The organism is Geodermatophilus sp. SYSU D00079 (assembly GCF_054050635.1).
On sequence record NZ_JBJGZS010000016.1, the window covers coordinates 55999 to 74389 of the forward strand.

Below are 18391 nucleotides of genomic sequence, written 5' to 3' on the forward strand. Positions count from 1 at the left end.
CCGAGAGGACCAGGCATGAACGCGTTCGTCCTGAACCGGCACGGCCGCATGGTGTTCCCGTCCAACATCGTCCCGGAGCTGGACTTCTCGACGGTGGAGACGCTGGAGCAGCTCGACAGCGTCATCCGGCGCGACTTCGAGACCAAGGCGCCGAGCGGGACCGACATCCTGGACAAGGTGCGGACCGGCGGCTACGCCACGCGGTACGCGCTCATGCGTGACCTCGCCCTGAACCTGTTCTGGGCCAACCGGTTCTCGATCACCATGTACGAGAAGCGGCCCACCCGCTGGGCCGACGTCCCCCGCAACCGCAAGGACGTCTTCCTCCCCGTCGTCGAGCCGTGGGAGGAGGGGGAGACCAAGGTCGCCGCCGTGCAGGAGGCCTACGCGACCCTGCCCGCGCAGTGGGACGCCGAGGTCGAGGACCGCATCTTCGGGGTGCTGTTCGACGTCTTCGGCAACCGCAAGCACCACGCCACGACGCTGCCGGCGATCAAGCCGACCGTGGCGGAGTTCCTGGAGAAGCCCGGCAGCCTCACCTTCCGGCTGCCCTCCTACGACCCCGACTACCCGGTCTACGGCTACCAGGACATCCTCGACTGCGACGAGGACGTGCCCGAGCTGGAGGCGCTGCACCGCTGGGCGATGGTGCTGCACAACCAGTACCCGTGGGATCGCACCCAGGTGGAGCTGGCCGACGCCAGCCAGCTGTCCGACGACGACTACGTCGTGGTCTTCACCCCCCGGGACAAGGCGGTGCGCGACTTCCTCCGCCGGCTGGACGACGGCGCCCAGAGCCGCCCGGCACCGCAGCCGCGGGAGTCCCGGCAGCCGGTGCGGCCCTTCCGCGAGATCGACGTCCGCCGCGACTTCCGGGTGATGCCGCGGCTGGAGTCGCTGGCCGCGGTGCACGGCGACCAGGTCTGCAGCAACGACGACCTGATCCGCAACACCGCCTACAACTGGTCGCCGATGAGCGCGGAGGAGATCAGCCAGAAGACCGGCATCGAGCAGCGCCGCTACAGCTCGGTGACGGTGGAGGAGCTGGCGCTGCAGGCCGCCGAGGCCGCCCTGGCCAAGGCCGGCCGCGAGCCGGAGGAGATCGGCGGGGTCCTGGTGTGCACCTGCACCAGCTCCCGGCTCATCCCGTCGCTGGCCACGTACCTGTGCGGCCAGCTGGGCATGTACCAGGTCGCCGCGGCCTACGACCTCATCGCCGCCTGCGCGGGCATGCCCTACGGCCTGGCCGACGCCACCCGGCTGCTGCAGGAGGTCGAGCGGCCGGTGCTCGTGGTCTGCGTCGAGAAGTTCTCCGACAAGATCGGCAACGTCCGCACCTCGCGGATGATCTTCGGGGACGGCGCGGCCGGGATGGTCGTCGGCCCCGCCCCCGAGGGCGCCGACCCCGACCTGCTGACCATGAAGACCTACGCCAGCGGGCCGGCCAGCGAGGTCAACTCGATCCTGTGGCCCAACCCGGAGTTCGACAACAACATCACCGTGTTCGGGCCGCAGGTGAAGGCCCTGGCCGGCCGGTACCTGGCGCAGATGATCGAGGAGCTCTCGGCGCTGCCCGACCCGGACGGCCGGGCCGGCTCGCTCATGGAGAGCGTCGACCTGATCGTGCCGCACCAGGCCAACAAGACGATGGTGATCCAGCTGGCCGAACGCGCCGGGCTGACCGCCGACCAGCTCTACTTCAACATCGAGACCGTCGGCAACACCTCCTCGGCGAGCATCCCGCTGGCGATCCACGACGCGGTACGCGACGGCGTCCTCACCACGCCGGTGCGCATCTTCGCGCCCGGCTTCGGTGCCGGTGCCGTCGCCGGCTACGCGATCATGCGCGTCGACCCCGCGGTGGTGGCGGTGCAGACGACGCCGGCCCCCGAGGCCGGTGGGCAGCCGGCCGCGCCGCCGGCCGCCGAGCCGGAGCCCGGCGAGCTGCCCCGGCCCTCCGACGACGTCGGCGTCGCGTTCGGCTGAGCCGCAGCACTCCGAGGCGAGGGAGCCGTCGTGGCGCACAGCACCCCCGAAGGGGACACCGCCGAGAACGAACAGCTGCTGGAGGACCACCGCGACGGGCACCCCGTGGTGCCCTACCGGGCGCTGTGGGGCGTGCTGCTGCTCGGCTGGGTGGTGAGCTACGCCGACCGGACGGTCACCGGGCCGGTCATCGCCTGGATGATCGAGACCGAGTCCGGGTTCATCGGCGACGCGAGCAACCCGGCGACCATCGGCGGCCTGGTCGGCTCGATGTTCTTCCTGGGCTACATGCTCACCCAGTACCCCGGCGGGCGACTGGGCGACCGGTACGGCCACCGGGAGATGATCATCGTCTCGCTGCTGGCGGCGGCGGTGCTGACCGTGGTCTCCGGCCTGATGACCGGGCTGGTCGCGTTCGTGGCCGCCCGCGTGCTGACCGGCCTGGGCGAGGGCGTCTTCTACTCCAACGACCGCACGCTGATCATCAACCACACGCCGGTGGCCCAGCGGACCCTCGGCCTGGGCGTGGTCATCACCGGCCTGTCGATCGGCCTGACCCTGGGCATCGTCCTCACCCCGGTGCTCATCGACTGGGGCGGCTCCCTCGGCATGGGGGACGGCGCGTGGCGGATGCCGTTCTTCGTCTTCGCCGCCGCGACGCTCGTCGTCGTCACCGTCGCCTACGCGTTCTTCCGCGCCCGGCTCGGCGGGCCGATGCGGCTGGGGGCACCGTTCGGTCAGCTGGCACTGTTCTCGCTGCCGACGTTCGTGGTCATCGTGGCGCTGTTCCTGCTCGCCGACAGCCTCGAGTGGCCCGAGTGGCTGACCGCCACCATCGCCTCGATCATCGCGCTGGTCTACATCGCGGTGATCGTGCGGAGCGTCAAGCGCTCCGGCCGCGGGCCGGCGCTGCTGAACCGCAACCTGTGGCTGATCTACGTCGCCTACATCGCGATCCTGTGGAACCTGTGGTTCTTCAGCTTCTGGTCGGTGCAGATCGTCCGGGAGGCGGCGGAGAGCAGCCTGATCGCGGCGGCGCTCACCGCGGCGTTCAACGCCGGCGCCGGCATCCTCGGCTTCCCGGTCGGCGGCTGGCTGGCCGACCGCGCCGTCCGCACCGGCCGCGGGCGCAAGCCACTGGCCCTGGTGTGCACCGGCGTCTACTCCGTGCTGGTGCTGGTCTTCGGCTGGAGCATCTCCGGCGGCCGGGAGCCATCCCTGCTCCTGCTCGGCCTGCTGCTGTTCTCCTCCGGCGTCTTCTTCAACGCACTGCAGCCGATCGTGCAGGGCATGACCGGCGACCTGGTGCCCGCGGCCGAACGGGGCGCGGCCTTCGGGATGCTCAACCTCGTCTCGGAGATCGGCGCGGTGCTGAGCCCGGTGGTCAGCGGGATCCTGCGCGACGCCACCGGCAGCTGGGCCACCGGCGTCTACGTCGCCGCCGGCGTCATGATCGTCTCCTTCTTCCTCTACGCGCTGGTGAGGGAGGCCCCGGCCCACCACGAGGACCCGATCCCCGCCTGAGCTCCCGATCCCGGAGGAACGCCATGTCGCAGCCCGGCGCGGCTCCCGCGCACGCCGCCTTCCGCAGCTTCCCGTCCAACGCCTGGTACGCCGCGGCGTGGGACCACGAGGTGGGCCGCAACCTGCTGCCCAAGACCGTCGCCAACCGGCCGATCGTCTTCTACCGCACCGCCGGCGGCCGCCCGGTCGCCCTCGCCGACGCCTGCTGGCACCGCCTGGCGCCGCTGTCGATGGGCAAGCTGCGCGGGGACGACGAGGTCATGTGCGGCTACCACGGCATCTGCTACGACGCCGACGGCCGCGCCACCTTCATGCCGGCGCAGGAGACGATCAACCCGAGCGCCACCGTGCACTCCTACCCGGTGGTCGAGCGGCACCGCTACGTGTGGGTGTGGCCGGGCGACCCGGCGCTCGCCGACCCCGACCTCATCCCCGACCTGCACATGAACGACCACCCCGACTGGGCCGGGGATGGCAAGACCATCCACGTCAACTGCAGCTACCAGCTGATCGTCGACAACCTCATGGACCTCACGCACGAGCAGTTCGTGCACGGGTCCAGCATCGGCCACGACGCGCTGTCGGAGTCCGACTTCGAGGTCACCCACGACGCGCGCACGGTCACGGTGACCAAGTGGATGCTCGGCATCGACCCCCCGCCGTTCTGGAAGCGGAACCTGCAGGACCGCTTCCCCGACTACGACGGCCCGGTCGACCGGTGGCAGATCATCCACTACACCGCGCCGGCCACCGTCGCCATCGACGTGGGCGTGGCCAAGGCCGGCACCGGCGCCCCCGAGGGCGACCGCAGCCAGGGCGTCACCGGCACGGTCATCAACACGATGACCCCGGAGACCGACCGCACCTGCTTCTACCTGTGGGCCTTCGCCCGCGACTGGTGCCTGGACAAGCAGGTCATCACCACCCGGCTGCGCGAGGGCGTCTCCGGGGTCTTCTTCGAGGACGAGGTGATGCTCGAGGCCCAGCAGCGCGGTATCGAGGCCAACCCCGGCTACGACTTCTACAACCTCAACATCGACGCCGGCAGCATGTGGACCCGCCGCATCGTGCAACGCATGATCGACGCCGAGCTGGGGTCCGACGCCGTCCCGCCGGCGGAGACCTCCGGGGACGCCGCGGTGGCGATGGGCGCGGTCACCGGCGCCGCCAACACCACCGCGCGCGAGGAGGGCACCGGCCTGGCCGCCGAGGTCGCCGGGGGCATCGCCGGGCACCGCGAGCAGCCGACCGTCGGCCTCATGGGCCGCGGGCTGTAGGCGGCGGCGATGGCGGCCACCAGCGCCAAGAAGTGGCGCAAGGCCCGGGTGCTCGACGTCTGCGAGGTCGCCCAGCACGTGCGCCAGGTGGTGCTCGAACCCGAGGTCATGGAGGCCCCGGCCCCACCGGGCAGCCACGTCGACATCGGCGTCTACGTCAACGGCCGGGCCGACGTCCGCTCGTACTCCGTGGTCGGGATGGGCGCCTACGGCACCGAGATCGTGCTCGGCGTCCAGCTGGCCCGGCAGAGCCGCGGCGGCTCGGCGTACATCCACGCGCTGCGCCGCGGCCAGGAGGTGTCGATCACCCAGCCGCTGCAGAACTTCCCGCTCAGCTACGGCAAGCCCGCCTACGTGCTGGCCGCCGGCGGCATCGGCATCACCGCCCTGGTCGCGATGGGCCGGGCGCTGAAGGAACGCGGCGCGGACTACCGGTTCGTCTACGGTGCCCGGTCCCGTTCGCTCATGGCCTTCGCCGACGAGCTGGTCGCCGAGCACGGGGAGCGCCTGGAGCTGCGGGTGGACGACGAGGGCACCGGGCTGGACGTCACCGAGCTCGTGGCCGGCGTGCCCGAGGGCGGCGAGCTCTACGTGTGCGGCCCGACGCCGATGCTCGACGCGATCAAGGCGGCCTGGGCCGCGGCCGGCCGGCGCCCGGCGGACCTGCGGTTCGAGACCTTCGGCAGCAGCGGCCGGTTCGCCCCCGAGGCGTTCACGGTGCGCATCCCGCGGCTGGGGCTGGAGACCGTCGTGCCGCACGACGTGTCGATGCTCGAGGCGCTGGAGGCCTGCGGGGCGGACCTGATGTTCGACTGCCGCCGCGGTGAGTGCGGGCTGTGCCAGGTCAAGGTGCTCGGCGTCGAGGGCGTCATCGACCACCGCGACGTCTTCCTCAGCGACGCCCAGCACCAGGCCGGCGACCGGCTGCAGTGCTGCGTCTCCCGCGTGGTCAGCGCCCGCACCGGCGGGCTGGCCGGCGCCGACGGGCAACCGGCCGCGGTGACAATCGACGTCCCCTGACCGGCGGGCCGCCCGCCACCGTGCGGCCGGGCGGCCGCCCGGTCAGCGGGCCAGGAAGTGCACGCCGAGCCACAGCCAGACGGCGAGCACCGCCACCCGCCCGGGCGTCGTCCGCAGCGCGGCGCCGACCGCCTGCGCGACGGTCGCCGCCCGGCTCCCGTGCCGGGCGGTGACCTGCAGCGCGAGGGCGGCGAGCAGGAGGACGGCGAAGCCGACGGCGCTCACCGTCGCGCCGCTCACCCCGACCGCCGCGGCGAGCGCGGGCGGGTGGCGATCCAGGCTCCCGCCGCCAGCCAGCACGCCGTCGCGGCGGCCCGTGCCAGCGGGTGGGCCAGCACCGGGTCGGCGAGGTCGCTGAGGGCCGGCAGGTCGCCGTCGGCCAGCGTCACCAGCTCCCACGCGACGACCGCCGCCAGCCAACCCAGCCAGGGCAGACCCCGTCGGCCCACCGGTGGCGCCGCTTCGCCGGCCCGCCGGGCCACAGCCACCCCGGACACGACGAGACCGGCCCCGACGACGGCCGCCAGCGCGGCCGGGGAGAGTTCACCGCCGACCGCCACCGTGGCGACGCACGCGCCCGCCAGCGCCGCCAGGGTGAGCCGACGCGGCCCGGGGCAGGACAGCACCCGTGCATGCTGGTGCCCCCGACCGCCGGACGGCGATGGCCTTCGCCGTCGCGTTGGTGCCCGTCCTCGGAGCGTGGAACAACGTCGTCGTCCCGCGGCTGCCGGCCCGGCCCGGCTGCTACGTGGCGGCGAACGTCACCGCCACCGGTGTGCTGCTGGCGGCCGCGCGGGCCGCCGGCCTCTCCTGGGCGGACCTCGGCCTGGACCGGGGCCGGCTCGCCGCGGGGGCGCGCGAGGGCGGGGCCTGCGCCGCCGTCGTCGCCGGCGGCTACGCGGTCGCCCTGGCCGTGCCCGGCGCCCGGCCGCTGCTGGCCGACGCCCGGGTGGCCGGCCTCGACGGCAGGGGGATCGCCGGCCAGGTGCTGGTCCGGATCCCGCTCGGCACCGTGCTGTGGGAGGAGGTCGCGTTCCGGGGCGTGCTGCCGGCCGTCCTCACGCGGCTGGTCTCCCCGCGCCGGGCGGCCGGTGCCACCGCCGTCCTGTTCGGCTCCTGGCACGTCCGGCCCACGCTCGACGCGCTCGCGCTCAACGGCCTGGCCACCCGACCCCGGGAGCGGGTGGCGGCGGTGCTCCTGGCAGTCCTGGGCACCTCGGCCGCGGGCGTCCTCTTCGCCGGGCTCCGGCGGCACAGCGACAGCCTGCTCGCCCCCGCGCTGCTGCACCTCGCCGTCAACTCGCTCGGGCTCCTGGCCGCGGCCGCCGCGCACCGGCTCCGCTGAGCCCGGCGGCCCCGGCGCGGCCCCGGCGCCGCCGTGCGGCGCTACGTTGGCGGCATGGCGCCCGAGGAGGAGGGGCCGGACCGCGCGGTCCGCCCGCTGGAGAGCTCCATCCGCACCGGGCTGCCCGGTGCGTCCAACTACGCCGGCTACCTGGACCTGGACCGGCTGCTCAGCGCCCAGCACCCGCGCAGCGACCCCGAGCACCACGACGAGCTGCTGTTCATCGTCCAGCACCAGACCAGCGAGCTGTGGTTCAAGCTGGTCCTGCACGAGCTGCGGGCCGCCCGCCGCCACCTGGCCGACGACGAGCCGGCGCCGGCGCTGAAGTGCCTGGCCCGGGTCAAGAACATCCAGCGCACCCTCACCGAGCAGTGGTCGGTGCTGGCCACCCTGACCCCGCGGGAGTACGCCCAGTTCCGCGGCGTCCTCGGCTCGGCGTCGGGCTTCCAGTCCGCCCAGTACCGGGCCGTCGAGTTCATCCTGGGCAACAAGAACGCCGGCGTCCTCGCGGTGTTCGACGCCGACCCCGACGCCCGCGCGGCGCTCGCCGGCCTGCTGGAGGAGCCCACCCTCTACGACGAGTTCCTCCGGATGATGGCCCGCCGCGGCTTCCCCGTCCCGGCCGACGTGCTGACCCGCGACGTGCGCGAGCCGTGGACCTTCCGGCCGGAGCTGGTGCCGGTGTTCCGCACCGTCTACGAGGACCCCGCCGCCCCGTGGGACGTCTACGAGGCGTGCGAGAGCCTCGTCGACATCGAGGACAACCTGCAGTTCTGGCGGTTCCGGCACCTGCGCACGGTGCAGCGCACGATCGGCGGCAAGACCGGCACCGGCGGCTCGTCGGGCGTGGGCTTCCTGCGCCGGGCGCTGGACCTCACCTTCTTCCCCGAGCTCTACGCCGTCCGCACCGAGATCGGCACCTGAACGGGCTTGTCCCGGCCGGGAGGAGGGGACGAGCATGGCGGCGCCGTCCAGCGCGAGGAGACCGCGATGACCCAGGAGCCCACGGACCCGGCCGGTGACTACGGCTACGACCTGGCCCACGACGCCGCGGGGAGCACGGGGGCCCCTCCGCCGCCCCCGCACCCCGGGCCGCCGCCACCGGCCGGCCCCGGCGAGGACGCCGGCGACCACTCCTACGACGAGGCCCACGACTTCCGGTCGCGGTGACCGGCCCGCCCGCCGGGGGATGATCCGCCGGTGCCGCAGCTGCTCGTCGTCCACCACACACCCTCACCGGCCCTGCAGGCGGTGCTCGAGGCGGTGCGCGAGGGCGCCGCGCTGGTCGAGGAGGTCGGACTGGTCGTGCGCCCGGCGCTGTCGGCCGGGCCGGCCGACGTGCTCGCCGCCGACGGCGTCGTGCTCGGCACCCCGGCCAACATCGGCTACATGTCCGGCGCGCTCAAGCACTTCTTCGACACCGTCTACTACCCGTGCCTGGACGCCACGGCCGGCCTGCCGTACGGGGTGTACGTGCACGGCAACGACGACACCGCGGGCGCCCTCGCCAGCATCGCGCGCATCACCGGTGCGCTGCGGTGGAAGCAGGTGGCCGCGCCGCTGAGCCTGGTCGGCGCGCCCGGTCCCGCGGACCTGGAGGCCTGCCGGGAGCTCGCGGCGACCGTCGCGGTCAGCATCTGACGGGGACGATCCCGCCGGCCCCGGTCCGGCGGACGACGGGAGGGCCCGGGTGGACGGCGTCCTGGTGGTCGACGCGCTCGTGGCCGTCCTGGCGGTGTCGCTGCTGGCCCCGCTGCTGGTCGGGCTGCTGCCCCGGCTGCCCGTCCCGCAGGTCGTCCTGCTGCTGGCCGGGGGCATCCTCATCGGCCCGCAGGTGCTGGGCCTGAGCTCACCGGACGGCGTCGCGGTGCTCGCCGACGTGGGCCTGGGCTTCGTGTTCCTGCTCGCCGGCTACGAGGTGGACCTGCGGCTGTTCCGGGAGGACGCCGGCCGCCGGGCCGTCGTCGCGTGGTCGGTCTCGCTGGTCCTCGCCCTCGGCGTGGTGGCGCTGCTGGCCGCGGGCGGGCTGGTCCGGGCGTTCGTCACGGTGGCGCTGGGCCTGACCACCACGGCGCTGGGCACGCTGCTGCCGGTGCTGCGCGAGAACGGGCTGCTGTCCGGGCGGCTCGGGCGGTACCTGCTGGCCGCCGGCGGCGTGGGGGAGCTGTTCCCGGTACTGGCGATCGCGCTGTTCCTCGGCTCGCAGAACCGCTTCACCGCGCTGGCGTCCCTGGGGGCGGTCGCCGTGCTGGCGGTGCTGCTCGGGCTGGCCCGCCGGGCGGTGCGCGAGGGCGGGCGGCTGGCCACGGTGGTCCTGCTCGGGCAGCACGAGACCGCCCAGATCACGCTGCGCGCGACGGTGCTGCTGCTGATCACGCTGATCGCCGTCACCGACGAGTTCCACCTCGACGCCGTCCTGGGGGCCTTCCTCGCCGGCGTCGTCCTGCGGCGCTGGGCGGGCGGGGACTCCCCGGTCCTGGAGTCCAAGCTGGACGCCGTCGGGTACGGGTTCTTCATCCCGGTCTTCTTCGTCTACTCGGGCATGGCCCTGGACCTGCACTCGATCGCCGAGGCGCCGCTGCGGGTGGTGCTCTTCTTCGCCCTGATGGCCGCCGTCCGCGGCCTGCCGGCGCTGCTGGTCTACCGCGGGGTGCTGCCGTGGCGGCAGCGCGGGCAGACGGCGCTGGTGACGGCGACCGCGCTGCCCGTGCTCGTCGCGCTGGCCGAGATCGGGCTGCGCAACGGCACGATGCTGCCGGAGAACGCGGCCGCCCTGGTGGGGGCCGGCGTGCTCACCGTGCTGCTGTTCCCGGCGCTGGCCGTCGCCCTCGGCCCCGCGGCGCCGGAGCCGGTGGATCAGCCCCGCCGAGGGAGCAGACGCCGCTCGAGCGGCCCGGTGAGGAACAGCAGGAAGAGGGCGAGGTAGTTGACCTCCGGGATCAGCACCCCGAGGACGAACGCCACGACGAAGGTCCCGGTGGTGACCAGCGCCGGTGCGGCGCGCGCCGGCGCGACCCCGGCCCGCCGCAGGCCGGGACGGTCGCGGACCAGCAGGGTCAGCGTGGTGAGCAGGGCCGAGCTGACCGTCATGGTGCCGACGTACATGGCCACCGCCGCCCGGTCGGTGCCGTAGACGGCGACCACCTGGGTGGTGAACGGCAGGACGACGATCGTCAGCAGCCAGGCGAAGTTGACCAGGACGAACGCCCGGTCGTAGGCGGCGACCTGCTCGACCAGCCGGTGGTGCACCAGCCACAGCCGGGCGATCACCACGAAGCTCAGGACGAACGCCCCGAACTGGGCGGCGTCCTCGGCCAGCACGTCGTCGAGCTCGTCGTCGGTCTCCGCATCGGCCAGGACGTCGACCAGCGGCAGCACCAACAGGGTGATCGCGATCGCCACGACCGCGTCGAGGAAGGTGATCAGCCGGTCGAGCCCGCGTTCGGTCGCCACCGGCCGGAGGCTAGGGCGTCGGCCCCGGGGACGGGGTCACGCCGGGACCTGCTCGTCCAGCCAGTCGAAGAGCCGCTCCCCGCGCAGCCCGGCGGCGACCGGCTCGCAGTGCCCGTCGGCGCCCTCGGCGGCGGTGAACCGGACCAGTGCCCTGGGCCCGGGCAGCAGGTCGTACAGCCGCTGCGGTTGGCCCGGCCAGAACTGCTCGTGCTCGGGGTCGGTGACCAGGACGGGGCAGGTGATCCGGCCGACGACGTCCGCGGGGAGCGTGTACGCGCGCGCCGCGGTGAAGAAGTCGAACGGTGAGGTGGTGCCGTAGGGCCGCATCCGCCACGCCAGCTGGGCCCGGGTGCGAGGGGAGACCCTCAGCCCCCAGGCCATCTCCTTGTCGAAGACCTCCCGGTTGCCGGTGTCCAGCAGCTCGACGAGGTGGTGCGGCAGGTGGGTGCGCATCGCGGCGGAGACGTCGACGACCCCCGGGTCGGCGACCGCCGCGGCGATCCGGTGCTCGAACGCCACCGCCCGCGGCACCCAGTAGCCGCCCTGGCTGACCCCGACCAGCGCCAGCTTCCGCGGGTCGACGTCCGGCCGGGTGGTGAGCGCGTCGACGACCGGGGTGACCACGTGCTCCCAGTCGGGCCGGAAGTGCAGCCCCTGGCGGACGAGGGCGGCGTTCTGGCCGGGGCCGTCGAAGGTGACGGCGTTCCAGCCGCGGGCCAGGGCGTCGGCGATCCCCTCGGTCCAGGCCGCGACGGCCGACCCGTCGCTGCCGTTGTTGTGGACCAGCGTGCGGCGCGGCTCGCCGGCCGGGCCGGACCGGAACAGGTAGCCGGGGAGCGTGGTGCCCTCGTAGGGGATCTCCAGGCGCTCCACGTCGAGGGCGCTGCCGTCGACGAACGCGTCCCAGGCGTCGCGGTGCCGCTCCCACAGGCGCGCGAACAGGCCGGGATCGCCGGTGCCGTCGGCCGCCTCGGTCGCGGCGGCGTAGTAGGCCGCCGCCCGGAGGGAACGCGCCGCCGCCGAGTGCGGGCGCGCGGTGCGGGCCTCCGCCACGAGCCGGTCGGCCGTGGCGGTCCACTCGTCGACCCACGACTGCGCGCGCCCGTCGTGGATCCGCTCGACGGTGCCGAGCACCTCCCCGACGTCGGCGGCGCGGGAGTAGACCCGGCCGAGCACGCCGCGCGCCGCGACGTCGAAGTCGTGGTCCTGGAACAGTGCGCGCACCGCCGTCGCCTCCCTGCCTCCGGGGGAGACGACCATGCCGCCGTCGCGCCGGCGGGCGACAGAGGCGAAGGGCGGTCGGGCGCGGGCGGATCAGCGGTTGATCTCCACCAGCAGCACCCACGCGTTGCCGGTCGCGCCCGCCGTCCCGAGGACCACCGCGGCCGCCAGCCAGTACAGCCCGCCCCCGCTGCCCGCGAGCAGGGTGGCGCCGCACGCGACGAGGGCCGCGGCGGGCACCAGCACGATGACCGCGGGGGTGACCCGCCGCACCACCGGGGTCGCGGGGTCCCGGCGGCCGCGCAGCAGCGGCGGCAGTGCGCCGGCGGCCAACAGCAGCCCGGTCCCGCCGATCTCGGCGGCGAGCACCGCCTCGGGCTGTCCCGGGGCGAGCACCAGCACGCCGGCCGCCAGGAGGGCGACGAGCAGGGCGAGGGTCTGCGCGGCGCGGCCCGGGAGGTGGGGGAACTCGAGGATGCGCGTCAGGTTCAGCGAGACGGCCACGAAGATCAGGCCGGCGAGCGCGGCGCAGGCGCCGACCGTGGCGACGGCGAAGTCCGACCAGGCCTCCGCGCGGTAGGCGTCCACGCAGTCTCGACCTCCAGACGAGGCGGAGCGGGGAGCGGCCGCGGGGGTCCCGGGGCCGGGCCGCCGCGAGCATCATGGCCCGGTGGACGGCCTCGCCGCGGCGCTCGCGCTGCTCGCCGCCGTCCTGTTCGCCGTCGCCTCGGTCGTGCAGCAGCGGTCGGCGTCCGCCGTCCCCGACGACGAGGCCGGCGGCCTGCGGCTGGTGCGGTCGCTGGTCCGCCGTCCGCAGTGGTGGGCCGGGACGCTCAGCGACACCGCCGGGTACGCCGCCCAGGCGGCGGCCCTGGGCCTGGGGTCGCTGCTGCTGGTGCAGCCGCTGCTGGTCACCACCGTGCTGTTCGCCCTCCCGCTCGGCGCCCGGTGGGCCGGGCGCCGGCTGAGCCGGCCGGACTGGGCGTGGGCGCTGCTGCTGGTCCTCGCGCTGGCGGTCTTCGTCGTGGCCGGCGAGCCGACCGCCGGTGCCGACCGCGCCGGCTGGCGGCCGTGGCTGCCCGCCGGGACGGTGCTCGCCCTCGTGGTGGCCGGGTGCCTGCTGGGCGCGGCGGTGCGCCGGGGGACGACACGGGCGCTCCTGCTGGCGGGGACCGCCGGGGTGGCCTACGGCGTCGCGGCGGCGCTCACCAAGGGCGTGGTCAGCCTGCTCGACGACGGCCTGGGCGCCCTGCTGACCAGCTGGGAGACCTGGCTGCTCGCCGCGACCCTCGCGGGCGGGACGCTGGCGCAGCAGGCGGCCTTCCAGGCCGGTGCCCTGGGGGCGTCGCTGCCGGCGGTGACCGTCGGCGAGCCGGTGGTGGCCGCCGTGCTCGGCGTGGTGGTGCTGGGGGAGCGGCTGCGCGCCGACGGGGCGGAGTGGGCGCTCATCGCGGTGCTGGTCGTGGTGATGACCCTCGCCACCGCCGCGCTGGCCCGGTCGGCCGCGCGCGCCGCGGCACCGGCCGGCGCGGCGGCGTGAGGGCCCACCCGGACGGCGGCCCGGCGGCGGGCCGGCAGGACGGGCACGGACGGCGCCCGCCGCACCCCCTCACGCCGCGGCCCGTTCCTCCGGCGCCGACGGGGAGCGCACGCCGCCGACGGCCTTGGGCACGAGCAGCTCGCCCAGACCCGGCAGCGCCAGGAACCCCTCCGCACCGGCGTAGCGCAGCCCCACCCGCGGCAGGTCGGACGGACGCCGGTAGGCCAGCACGCGGGGGAGCCACTCCGGGTCGAAGCGGGCGTTGAAGTCGCGCAGCGAGCGGATCTGGAAGAAGGGGTTCAGCGCGCCGACCGCCCAGCGCGCCACCCGCTGCGCCGGGGTGAACGGCACGTCGTCGGCGAACAGCCGGCCCCACATCGCGAAGTTCATCGACAGCCGCGCCACGCCCCGCGCGCCCAGCGCGCCGGCGGTGGAGGCGATGAGGAACTCGGTCATGCCGTTCGGTGCCCCGGGGTCGTGGCGCATCAGGTCCAGCGTGTAGCCGAAGGACGGGCCGTAGGCGGGCACCAGCCGCAGGAAGCCGCCGGGCCGGCCGTCGGCGTCCAGCGCGACGCAGAGCAGGAACTCCGGGTTGGCACCCGCGCCGCGGACGTCCTGGGACAGGGACATCGTGAACCCGCGCTCGGGGTGCTTGCCGCGCCAGCGCGCGCTGATGGCGTTGAGCTGGTCGACCAGGGCCGGCGGGGCCTCGGACTCGGCGATCAACCGGAAGCGGTGCGTGCGCCCGACCCGCCGGACGGCGGCCCGCAGGCCCTTGCGCGCCGCGCCGTCCAGCGTGAACCGACGGCAGTCGATGACCGCCTCGTCGCCGAGGTAGAACGCGCTGAACCCGCGCGAGGCGTACAGCGGCATGCTCGCCTCCCGCACCGCGAGCAGGGCCGGTGTCCAGGCGCGCTCGTCGCACATCGCGAGGAACTCGTCGAGGACCCGCACCACCGACTCCCGCGCGCCGACGGGGTCACCGGAGACCAGCGCGTAGCCGTCGAGGTAGGTGTAGGCGAGGAAGGCCTCGCCGTCGCTGGAGAAGAAGAAGCTCTTGTCGTCGCGCAGCGCGAAGTAGGCCAGGGTGTCCCAGCCGTGGGTGTGCACCAGCCGCTCGGCGTGCGCCCAGTCCTCCTCGGTGTGCGGGCGGCGGGCGGCCAGCGGGCGGAACAGCAGCACGGCGGCCACGCCCAGCCCGGTGACGCCGAGGGCGAGCAGCGCCGCGGGGAAGGCGGCCGCGACGAACGGCGAGTCGTAGGTGTAGGGGCCGTCGACGCCGACCAGGCCGCCGAGGACGGTCTGCAGCGCGCCCCCGAGGGTGGGGTCGGGCTCGATGCGGGCCCGTTCGGCCCACAGCGTGGCGAGGCCGAACAGCAGCACCCCGGCCAGGTACAGCGGGAGCACCCGCAGCAGCCGCAGCAGCGACGGCGGGTCCGCCGGTGCGCGGAACGCCGACCGGTACGCGACCAGCACCACCAGCAGGACGGCGCAGACGGCCACCGCGACCGGGTGGGGGCCCTTGGCGACGTGCAGCACAGCCCCGAGGGCGAACAGGGCGACGGCCAGCCGCCAGGCCGCCACCTTGCGGCGGGCGAGCTGGTCGGCCAGCAGCAGGAGCAGCAGCCCCACGACGACCGACCCGACCCAGCCGGTGACCGGCACCCACAGCGGGCCGAGCGCGGCCGGCAGGCCCAGCCGGTCGTGCAGCACCGGCAGCGCGGTCAGCAGCTGGAGGACGCCGGCCAGGGCGGTGAGCGCGGCGGTCCACCGCACCACCAGCCGGTGCCCGGCCCCCGCCGGCGGGGGTGCCGGCACCGGGTGCGCGGAGGGGGCCGTGGGCGGCAGGGCCACCACCGAGCCGCCGTCGGCCGGTGCCGGGGCGGCCGACCCGGCGGCGCTGCCCGCGGGGATCGGCGTGGGCGCCACCAGCGGGCGCACCGCGCCGTCCGGGCCGGTGGGGGTCTCCGGCCGCAGGGTGGGGAACAGGATGACCTCGCGGATGGAGTCGACGCCGGCCAGCAGCATGACCAGCCGGTCGATGCCGATGCCCAGCCCGCCGGTGCACGGCATGCCGCACTCCAGGGCGCGGACGTAGTCGAGGTCGACGTCGCCGGCCTCGGGGTCGCCGTGGGCCTTGGCACGCGCCTCGGCCTCGAACGCGGCCAGCTGCTCGACCGGGTCGTTCTGCTCCGAGTAGGCGTTGCACAGCTCGAAGCCGGCGACGATCAGCTCGAAGCGCTCGACGTAGGCGGGGTCGTCGCGGTGCACCCGCGCCAGCGGCGAGACCTCGCGCGGGTAGTCCAGGCAGAACACCGGTCCGACGACCGAGTGCTGGACCCGCTCGTCGTAGACCTCCTTCATCAGCCGCCCGGCGCCCCAGCCGGCCTCGTACGGGATGCCCAGCCCGTCGAGGACCGCCCGGGCCTCCTCGACCGGCATCCCGGGGTGCATGGTCGCGCCGGTGACCTCGGCGATCATGTCGGCGAAGCGCCTCCGCGGCCACGGCGTCGCGGCCAGGTCGATGGCGTGGCCGGCGACGTGGACGGTGAGGTCCTCGCCGAGGGCCGCCCGCGCCGCCGCGGTGACCAGGCCCTCGGTCAGGTCCATCATGTCGGTGTAGTCGGCGAAGGCCTGGTAGGCCTCCAGCATCGTGAACTCCGGGTTGTGCCGGGTGTCGATCCCCTCGTTGCGGAACACCCGGCCGATCTCGAACACCCGCTCCAGGCCGCCGACGACGAGCCGCTTGAGGTGCAGCTCGAGCGCGATGCGCAGGTACAGGTCCAGGCCGAGCGCGTTGTGGTGGGTCACGAACGGCCGGGCGCTCGCGCCACCCTGGATCGACTGCAGCACCGGACCCTCGACCTCGGTGAAGCCGAGCTCCTCCAGGTGCCGGCGGATCGCCCGCACCGCCGTGTGCCGGATCCGGAAGACCTCCCGGGTCCGCTCGTTGACCTCCAGGTCGGCGTAGCGCTGCCGGTAGCGGGTCTCCACGTCGACCAGGCCGCGGTGCTTGTCGGGCGGCTCGAGCAGCGACTTGCCGAGGACGGCGAAGTCCGCCACGCACACCGACAGCTCGCCGCGGCGGGTGGTCATCACCGTCCCGTCGACGCCGATCCAGTCGCCCCGGTCGACGTCGTCGAACTCGGCGTGCCGGTCCGCGCCGAGGACCGAGCTGTCGACGTAGAGCTGGACCGCGCCCGTGCGGTCCCGGATCGTCGCGAAGGTCAGCCAGCCCTGCCGGCGGATCAGCTCCACCCGGCCGGCGATCCGCACCCGGTCGGTCGTCCGGACGTCCGGGCCCAGGCCCGGGTGCGCCGACCGGATGCCCGCCACCGTGGCGTCGGTGGGATAGCGGTAGGGGTAGGCCGCCACACCGCGCGCCCGCAGCGCCTGGAGCTTGGCCAGGCGGTGCGCGCGCTGGTCGGCGCGACGGCCGGCGACGTCGGCCTCGCTGACCATCCCGCCATGGTGGTGACGCGCCCGGGGGAGCGGAGCCCCACCTGCGTGCCGGGACCCCGCCCGCCGGAGCCCGCCGGTGGGTCGCTGCGCTCGCCGCAGCCCTCATCGCTCCGCGTGCGGCGCGCCGACCACGGCGCCGGGGCGGGGCGTGTGCGGCACGTCGGCGAACAGGTCGACCACGGCGTCCCAGCGGGTCCGCCGCCCCGGCGGGAAGCGGGCCTCCGACCGCTGCCGCCGGACCGAGCCGCGCGGGTACCACCGCCGGCCCCAGAAGGACTGCGGCCGGGCCAGCCGGACCGCCGCGACCGCCGCGACGAGCGGCACGAAGACCCCCACCACGCCGAGCACCGCCCGCCCCTTGAGGATCGCGACGAGGGCGAAGGCGAGGTTGACCGCGACCGTCAGCGCGACCGGCAGCTCCCCGGTGAGCTGCTGGGCGTCGAACGGGTTGGCGCCGACCAGCAGCAGGGCGCCGACGACGACGGCGATGAGGACGGCGTCGATGGAGCTGCGGCCCTCCCGCGACCAGTAGACGTCCTCCAGGTGCAGCCACAGGGCGAACTCGTCGAGGGTGAGCGCCGCGCCGATCCCGAACAGGACGGCGAGCACGTTGCGCCAGGCGCCGTCGGGCCGGTAGGTCAGCTCGACCAGGCCGGTGCCGAGCAGCAGGAAGATCCCGTACACCTCGTGGTGCACGTGGACGCCGCCGACGCTGGCGTCCCGGAAGGGCCCGCGGCCGGTGCGGATGGCGCGCGTGACGAACCGCGTGGCCAGGAAGGTCACCAGGAACGCGCCGAGCATCCAGGCGACGACGACCCGGCGGCCGGTCAGCGCCGGGAGCAGCTCCAGCTCGATGCCCACCGCGCCACCGCCCTTCCCGAGGCCCCGATGGTGCCGGGGGAGCACGGTGCGGGACCAGAGGCGGTCGTCCGAGGGACCGCCGCCCCTGGTGCCCGGCCCCCGGAGGCGGGACGGTCCGGCCGACAGCCGGACCCCACGGAGGGAGAGCTCCCGTGCGTCAGCCCCCACCGCCTCGTCCCCCTCGTGGCGCCCGCTGGGCGGCCGCCGGGGTCGCCGGCCTCCTGGCGCTGGCCGGGTGCGACGCCGGCAACGACGCCGAGACGCTCCAGGAGACCCCGGACACCGCCGGTGTCGACGGCACGGTGGGCCAGGTCTCCCTGGACGACGTCTTCCTCGACGCCGAGGGCACCGTCGCGGCAGGGGACTCGGTGCCCCTGCGCGGCGTGCTCACCAACGACGCCGAGGCGGCCGACCGGCTCGTCGGGGTCACCACCCCGGCGGCGCAGTCGGTCCAGCTGCTCGACGAGTCCGGTCAAGCCAGCCCGGACGGCATCGACGTGCCGGCCGCCGGGCAGGTGGAGGCCGTCACCGGCCCGGTGCGGATGCAGCTGGAGGGCGTGACGGACCCGATCGCCCCCACCGACACCGTGCGGGTCACCTTCACCTTCCAGACCGCCGGGGAGGTGGCCCTGGACGTGCCCGTCGCCGCCGGGCCCGGGCCGGTGGACTGAGCCGCACGGGCGGGTCGACCGGCGGGGCGCG

The 18391-nt window shown here is 75.0% G+C and carries 18 protein-coding genes; 11 read left to right on the forward strand and 7 right to left on the reverse strand.

The window, feature by feature from the left end; genetic code table 11:
* Window positions 1-15 precede the first annotated feature (15 nt).
* From ACI79E_RS14250 to ACI79E_RS14265, 4 genes are read left to right on the forward strand one after another with little or no spacing between them, the layout of a single operon-like run.
* Window positions 16-1986, forward strand: a complete 1971-nt coding sequence (locus ACI79E_RS14250; RefSeq protein WP_456933210.1) for a 3-oxoacyl-ACP synthase III family protein — start codon at window positions 16-18, stop codon at window positions 1984-1986.
* A 30-nt stretch (window positions 1987-2016) separates the two neighbouring features.
* The gene (locus ACI79E_RS14255) at window positions 2017-3510 is read left to right on the forward strand and encodes an MFS transporter (protein ID WP_456933211.1); all 1494 of its coding nucleotides are present in this window, start codon (window positions 2017-2019) and stop codon (window positions 3508-3510) included.
* 23 nt (window positions 3511-3533) lie between these two features.
* Window positions 3534-4787: an aromatic ring-hydroxylating dioxygenase subunit alpha gene (locus ACI79E_RS14260; RefSeq protein WP_456933212.1), complete on the forward strand. Its 1254-nt coding sequence runs from the start codon at window positions 3534-3536 to the stop codon at window positions 4785-4787.
* Between the two features lie 9 nt (window positions 4788-4796).
* The gene (locus ACI79E_RS14265) at window positions 4797-5807 is read left to right on the forward strand and encodes a PDR/VanB family oxidoreductase (protein WP_456933213.1); all 1011 of its coding nucleotides are present in this window, start codon (window positions 4797-4799) and stop codon (window positions 5805-5807) included.
* 42 nt (window positions 5808-5849) lie between these two features.
* On the opposite strand, the gene ACI79E_RS14270 is transcribed toward ACI79E_RS14265, so the two are convergent.
* Complete coding sequence (locus tag ACI79E_RS14270) at window positions 5850-6047, reverse strand: DUF6186 family protein (protein WP_456933214.1); 198 nt, start codon at window positions 6045-6047, stop codon at window positions 5850-5852.
* Window positions 6044-6433, reverse strand: a complete 390-nt coding sequence (locus ACI79E_RS14275) for a hypothetical protein (RefSeq protein ID WP_456933215.1) — start codon at window positions 6431-6433, stop codon at window positions 6044-6046. Before ACI79E_RS14275 ends, ACI79E_RS14270 begins: the two co-directional genes overlap by 4 nt.
* Window positions 6434-6435: 2 nt before the next feature.
* On the opposite strand from ACI79E_RS14275, the gene ACI79E_RS14280 reads away from it, so the two are divergent.
* The 5 genes from ACI79E_RS14280 (at window position 6436) to ACI79E_RS14300 (ending at window position 10078) form a co-directional block, all read left to right on the forward strand.
* Complete coding sequence (locus ACI79E_RS14280; RefSeq protein WP_456933216.1) at window positions 6436-7152, forward strand: CPBP family intramembrane glutamic endopeptidase; 717 nt, start codon at window positions 6436-6438, stop codon at window positions 7150-7152.
* Between the two features lie 54 nt (window positions 7153-7206).
* Window positions 7207-8076: a tryptophan 2,3-dioxygenase gene (locus ACI79E_RS14285; RefSeq protein WP_456933217.1), complete on the forward strand. Its 870-nt coding sequence runs from the start codon at window positions 7207-7209 to the stop codon at window positions 8074-8076.
* 66 nt (window positions 8077-8142) lie between these two features.
* Window positions 8143-8322, forward strand: a complete 180-nt coding sequence (locus ACI79E_RS14290; protein ID WP_456933218.1) for a hypothetical protein — start codon at window positions 8143-8145, stop codon at window positions 8320-8322.
* A gap of 30 nt (window positions 8323-8352) precedes the next feature.
* A complete protein-coding gene (locus tag ACI79E_RS14295) occupies window positions 8353-8793 on the forward strand; it encodes a flavodoxin family protein (RefSeq protein ID WP_456933219.1) in 441 nt (146 codons plus the stop codon).
* A gap of 49 nt (window positions 8794-8842) precedes the next feature.
* Window positions 8843-10078, forward strand: coding sequence for a cation:proton antiporter (locus tag ACI79E_RS14300; RefSeq protein ID WP_456933220.1), 1236 nt, complete (start codon window positions 8843-8845; stop codon window positions 10076-10078).
* Here ACI79E_RS14300 and ACI79E_RS14305 read toward each other — a convergent pair.
* The 3 genes from ACI79E_RS14305 to ACI79E_RS14315 form a co-directional block, all read right to left on the reverse strand.
* The gene (locus tag ACI79E_RS14305) at window positions 10009-10605 is read right to left on the reverse strand and encodes a TMEM175 family protein (protein ID WP_456933221.1); all 597 of its coding nucleotides are present in this window, start codon (window positions 10603-10605) and stop codon (window positions 10009-10011) included. The genes ACI79E_RS14300 and ACI79E_RS14305 overlap by 70 nt on opposite strands.
* Window positions 10606-10641: 36 nt before the next feature.
* On the reverse strand, window positions 10642-11829 hold the full coding sequence (locus ACI79E_RS14310) for an alpha/beta hydrolase family protein (RefSeq protein ID WP_456933222.1): 1188 nt from the start codon (window positions 11827-11829) through the stop codon (window positions 10642-10644).
* Window positions 11830-11919: 90 nt separating this feature from the next.
* The gene (locus ACI79E_RS14315; protein ID WP_456933223.1) at window positions 11920-12414 is read right to left on the reverse strand and encodes a hypothetical protein; all 495 of its coding nucleotides are present in this window, start codon (window positions 12412-12414) and stop codon (window positions 11920-11922) included.
* Between the two features lie 82 nt (window positions 12415-12496).
* Between ACI79E_RS14315 and ACI79E_RS14320 the strand changes: the two genes are divergently transcribed.
* Entirely contained in the window at window positions 12497-13366 is an 870-nt protein-coding gene (locus ACI79E_RS14320) for a DMT family transporter (RefSeq protein WP_456933224.1), read from the forward strand.
* 69 nt (window positions 13367-13435) lie between these two features.
* Here ACI79E_RS14320 and lysS read toward each other — a convergent pair whose 3' ends face one another.
* Both lysS and ACI79E_RS14330 read right to left on the reverse strand, forming a co-directional pair.
* On the reverse strand, window positions 13436-16828 hold the full coding sequence (gene lysS, locus ACI79E_RS14325; protein WP_456933225.1) for a lysine--tRNA ligase: 3393 nt from the start codon (window positions 16826-16828) through the stop codon (window positions 13436-13438).
* A gap of 102 nt (window positions 16829-16930) precedes the next feature.
* Window positions 16931-17689, reverse strand: coding sequence for a hypothetical protein (locus ACI79E_RS14330; protein WP_456933226.1), 759 nt, complete (start codon window positions 17687-17689; stop codon window positions 16931-16933).
* Between the two features lie 152 nt (window positions 17690-17841).
* On the opposite strand from ACI79E_RS14330, the gene ACI79E_RS14335 reads away from it, so the two are divergent.
* Window positions 17842-18360, forward strand: a complete 519-nt coding sequence (locus ACI79E_RS14335; protein ID WP_456933227.1) for a copper chaperone PCu(A)C — start codon at window positions 17842-17844, stop codon at window positions 18358-18360.
* The last annotated feature ends 31 nt before the right edge of the window (window positions 18361-18391 follow it).

Bases quoted from the DNA above. Each gene is read 5' to 3' on its own strand.
- ACI79E_RS14250 (WP_456933210.1), top strand. From the start codon at position 16: ATGAACGCGTTCGTCCTGAACCGGCACGGCCGCATGGTGTTCCCGTCC.
- ACI79E_RS14260 (WP_456933212.1), top strand. From the start codon at position 3,534: ATGTCGCAGCCCGGCGCGGCTCCCGCGCACGCCGCCTTCCGCAGCTTC.
- ACI79E_RS14265 (WP_456933213.1), top strand. From the start codon at position 4,797: ATGGCGGCCACCAGCGCCAAGAAGTGGCGCAAGGCCCGGGTGCTCGAC.
- ACI79E_RS14285 (WP_456933217.1), top strand. From the start codon at position 7,207: ATGGCGCCCGAGGAGGAGGGGCCGGACCGCGCGGTCCGCCCGCTGGAG.
- ACI79E_RS14290 (WP_456933218.1), top strand. From the start codon at position 8,143: ATGACCCAGGAGCCCACGGACCCGGCCGGTGACTACGGCTACGACCTG.
- lysS (WP_456933225.1), bottom strand. From the start codon at position 16,828: ATGGTCAGCGAGGCCGACGTCGCCGGCCGTCGCGCCGACCAGCGCGCG.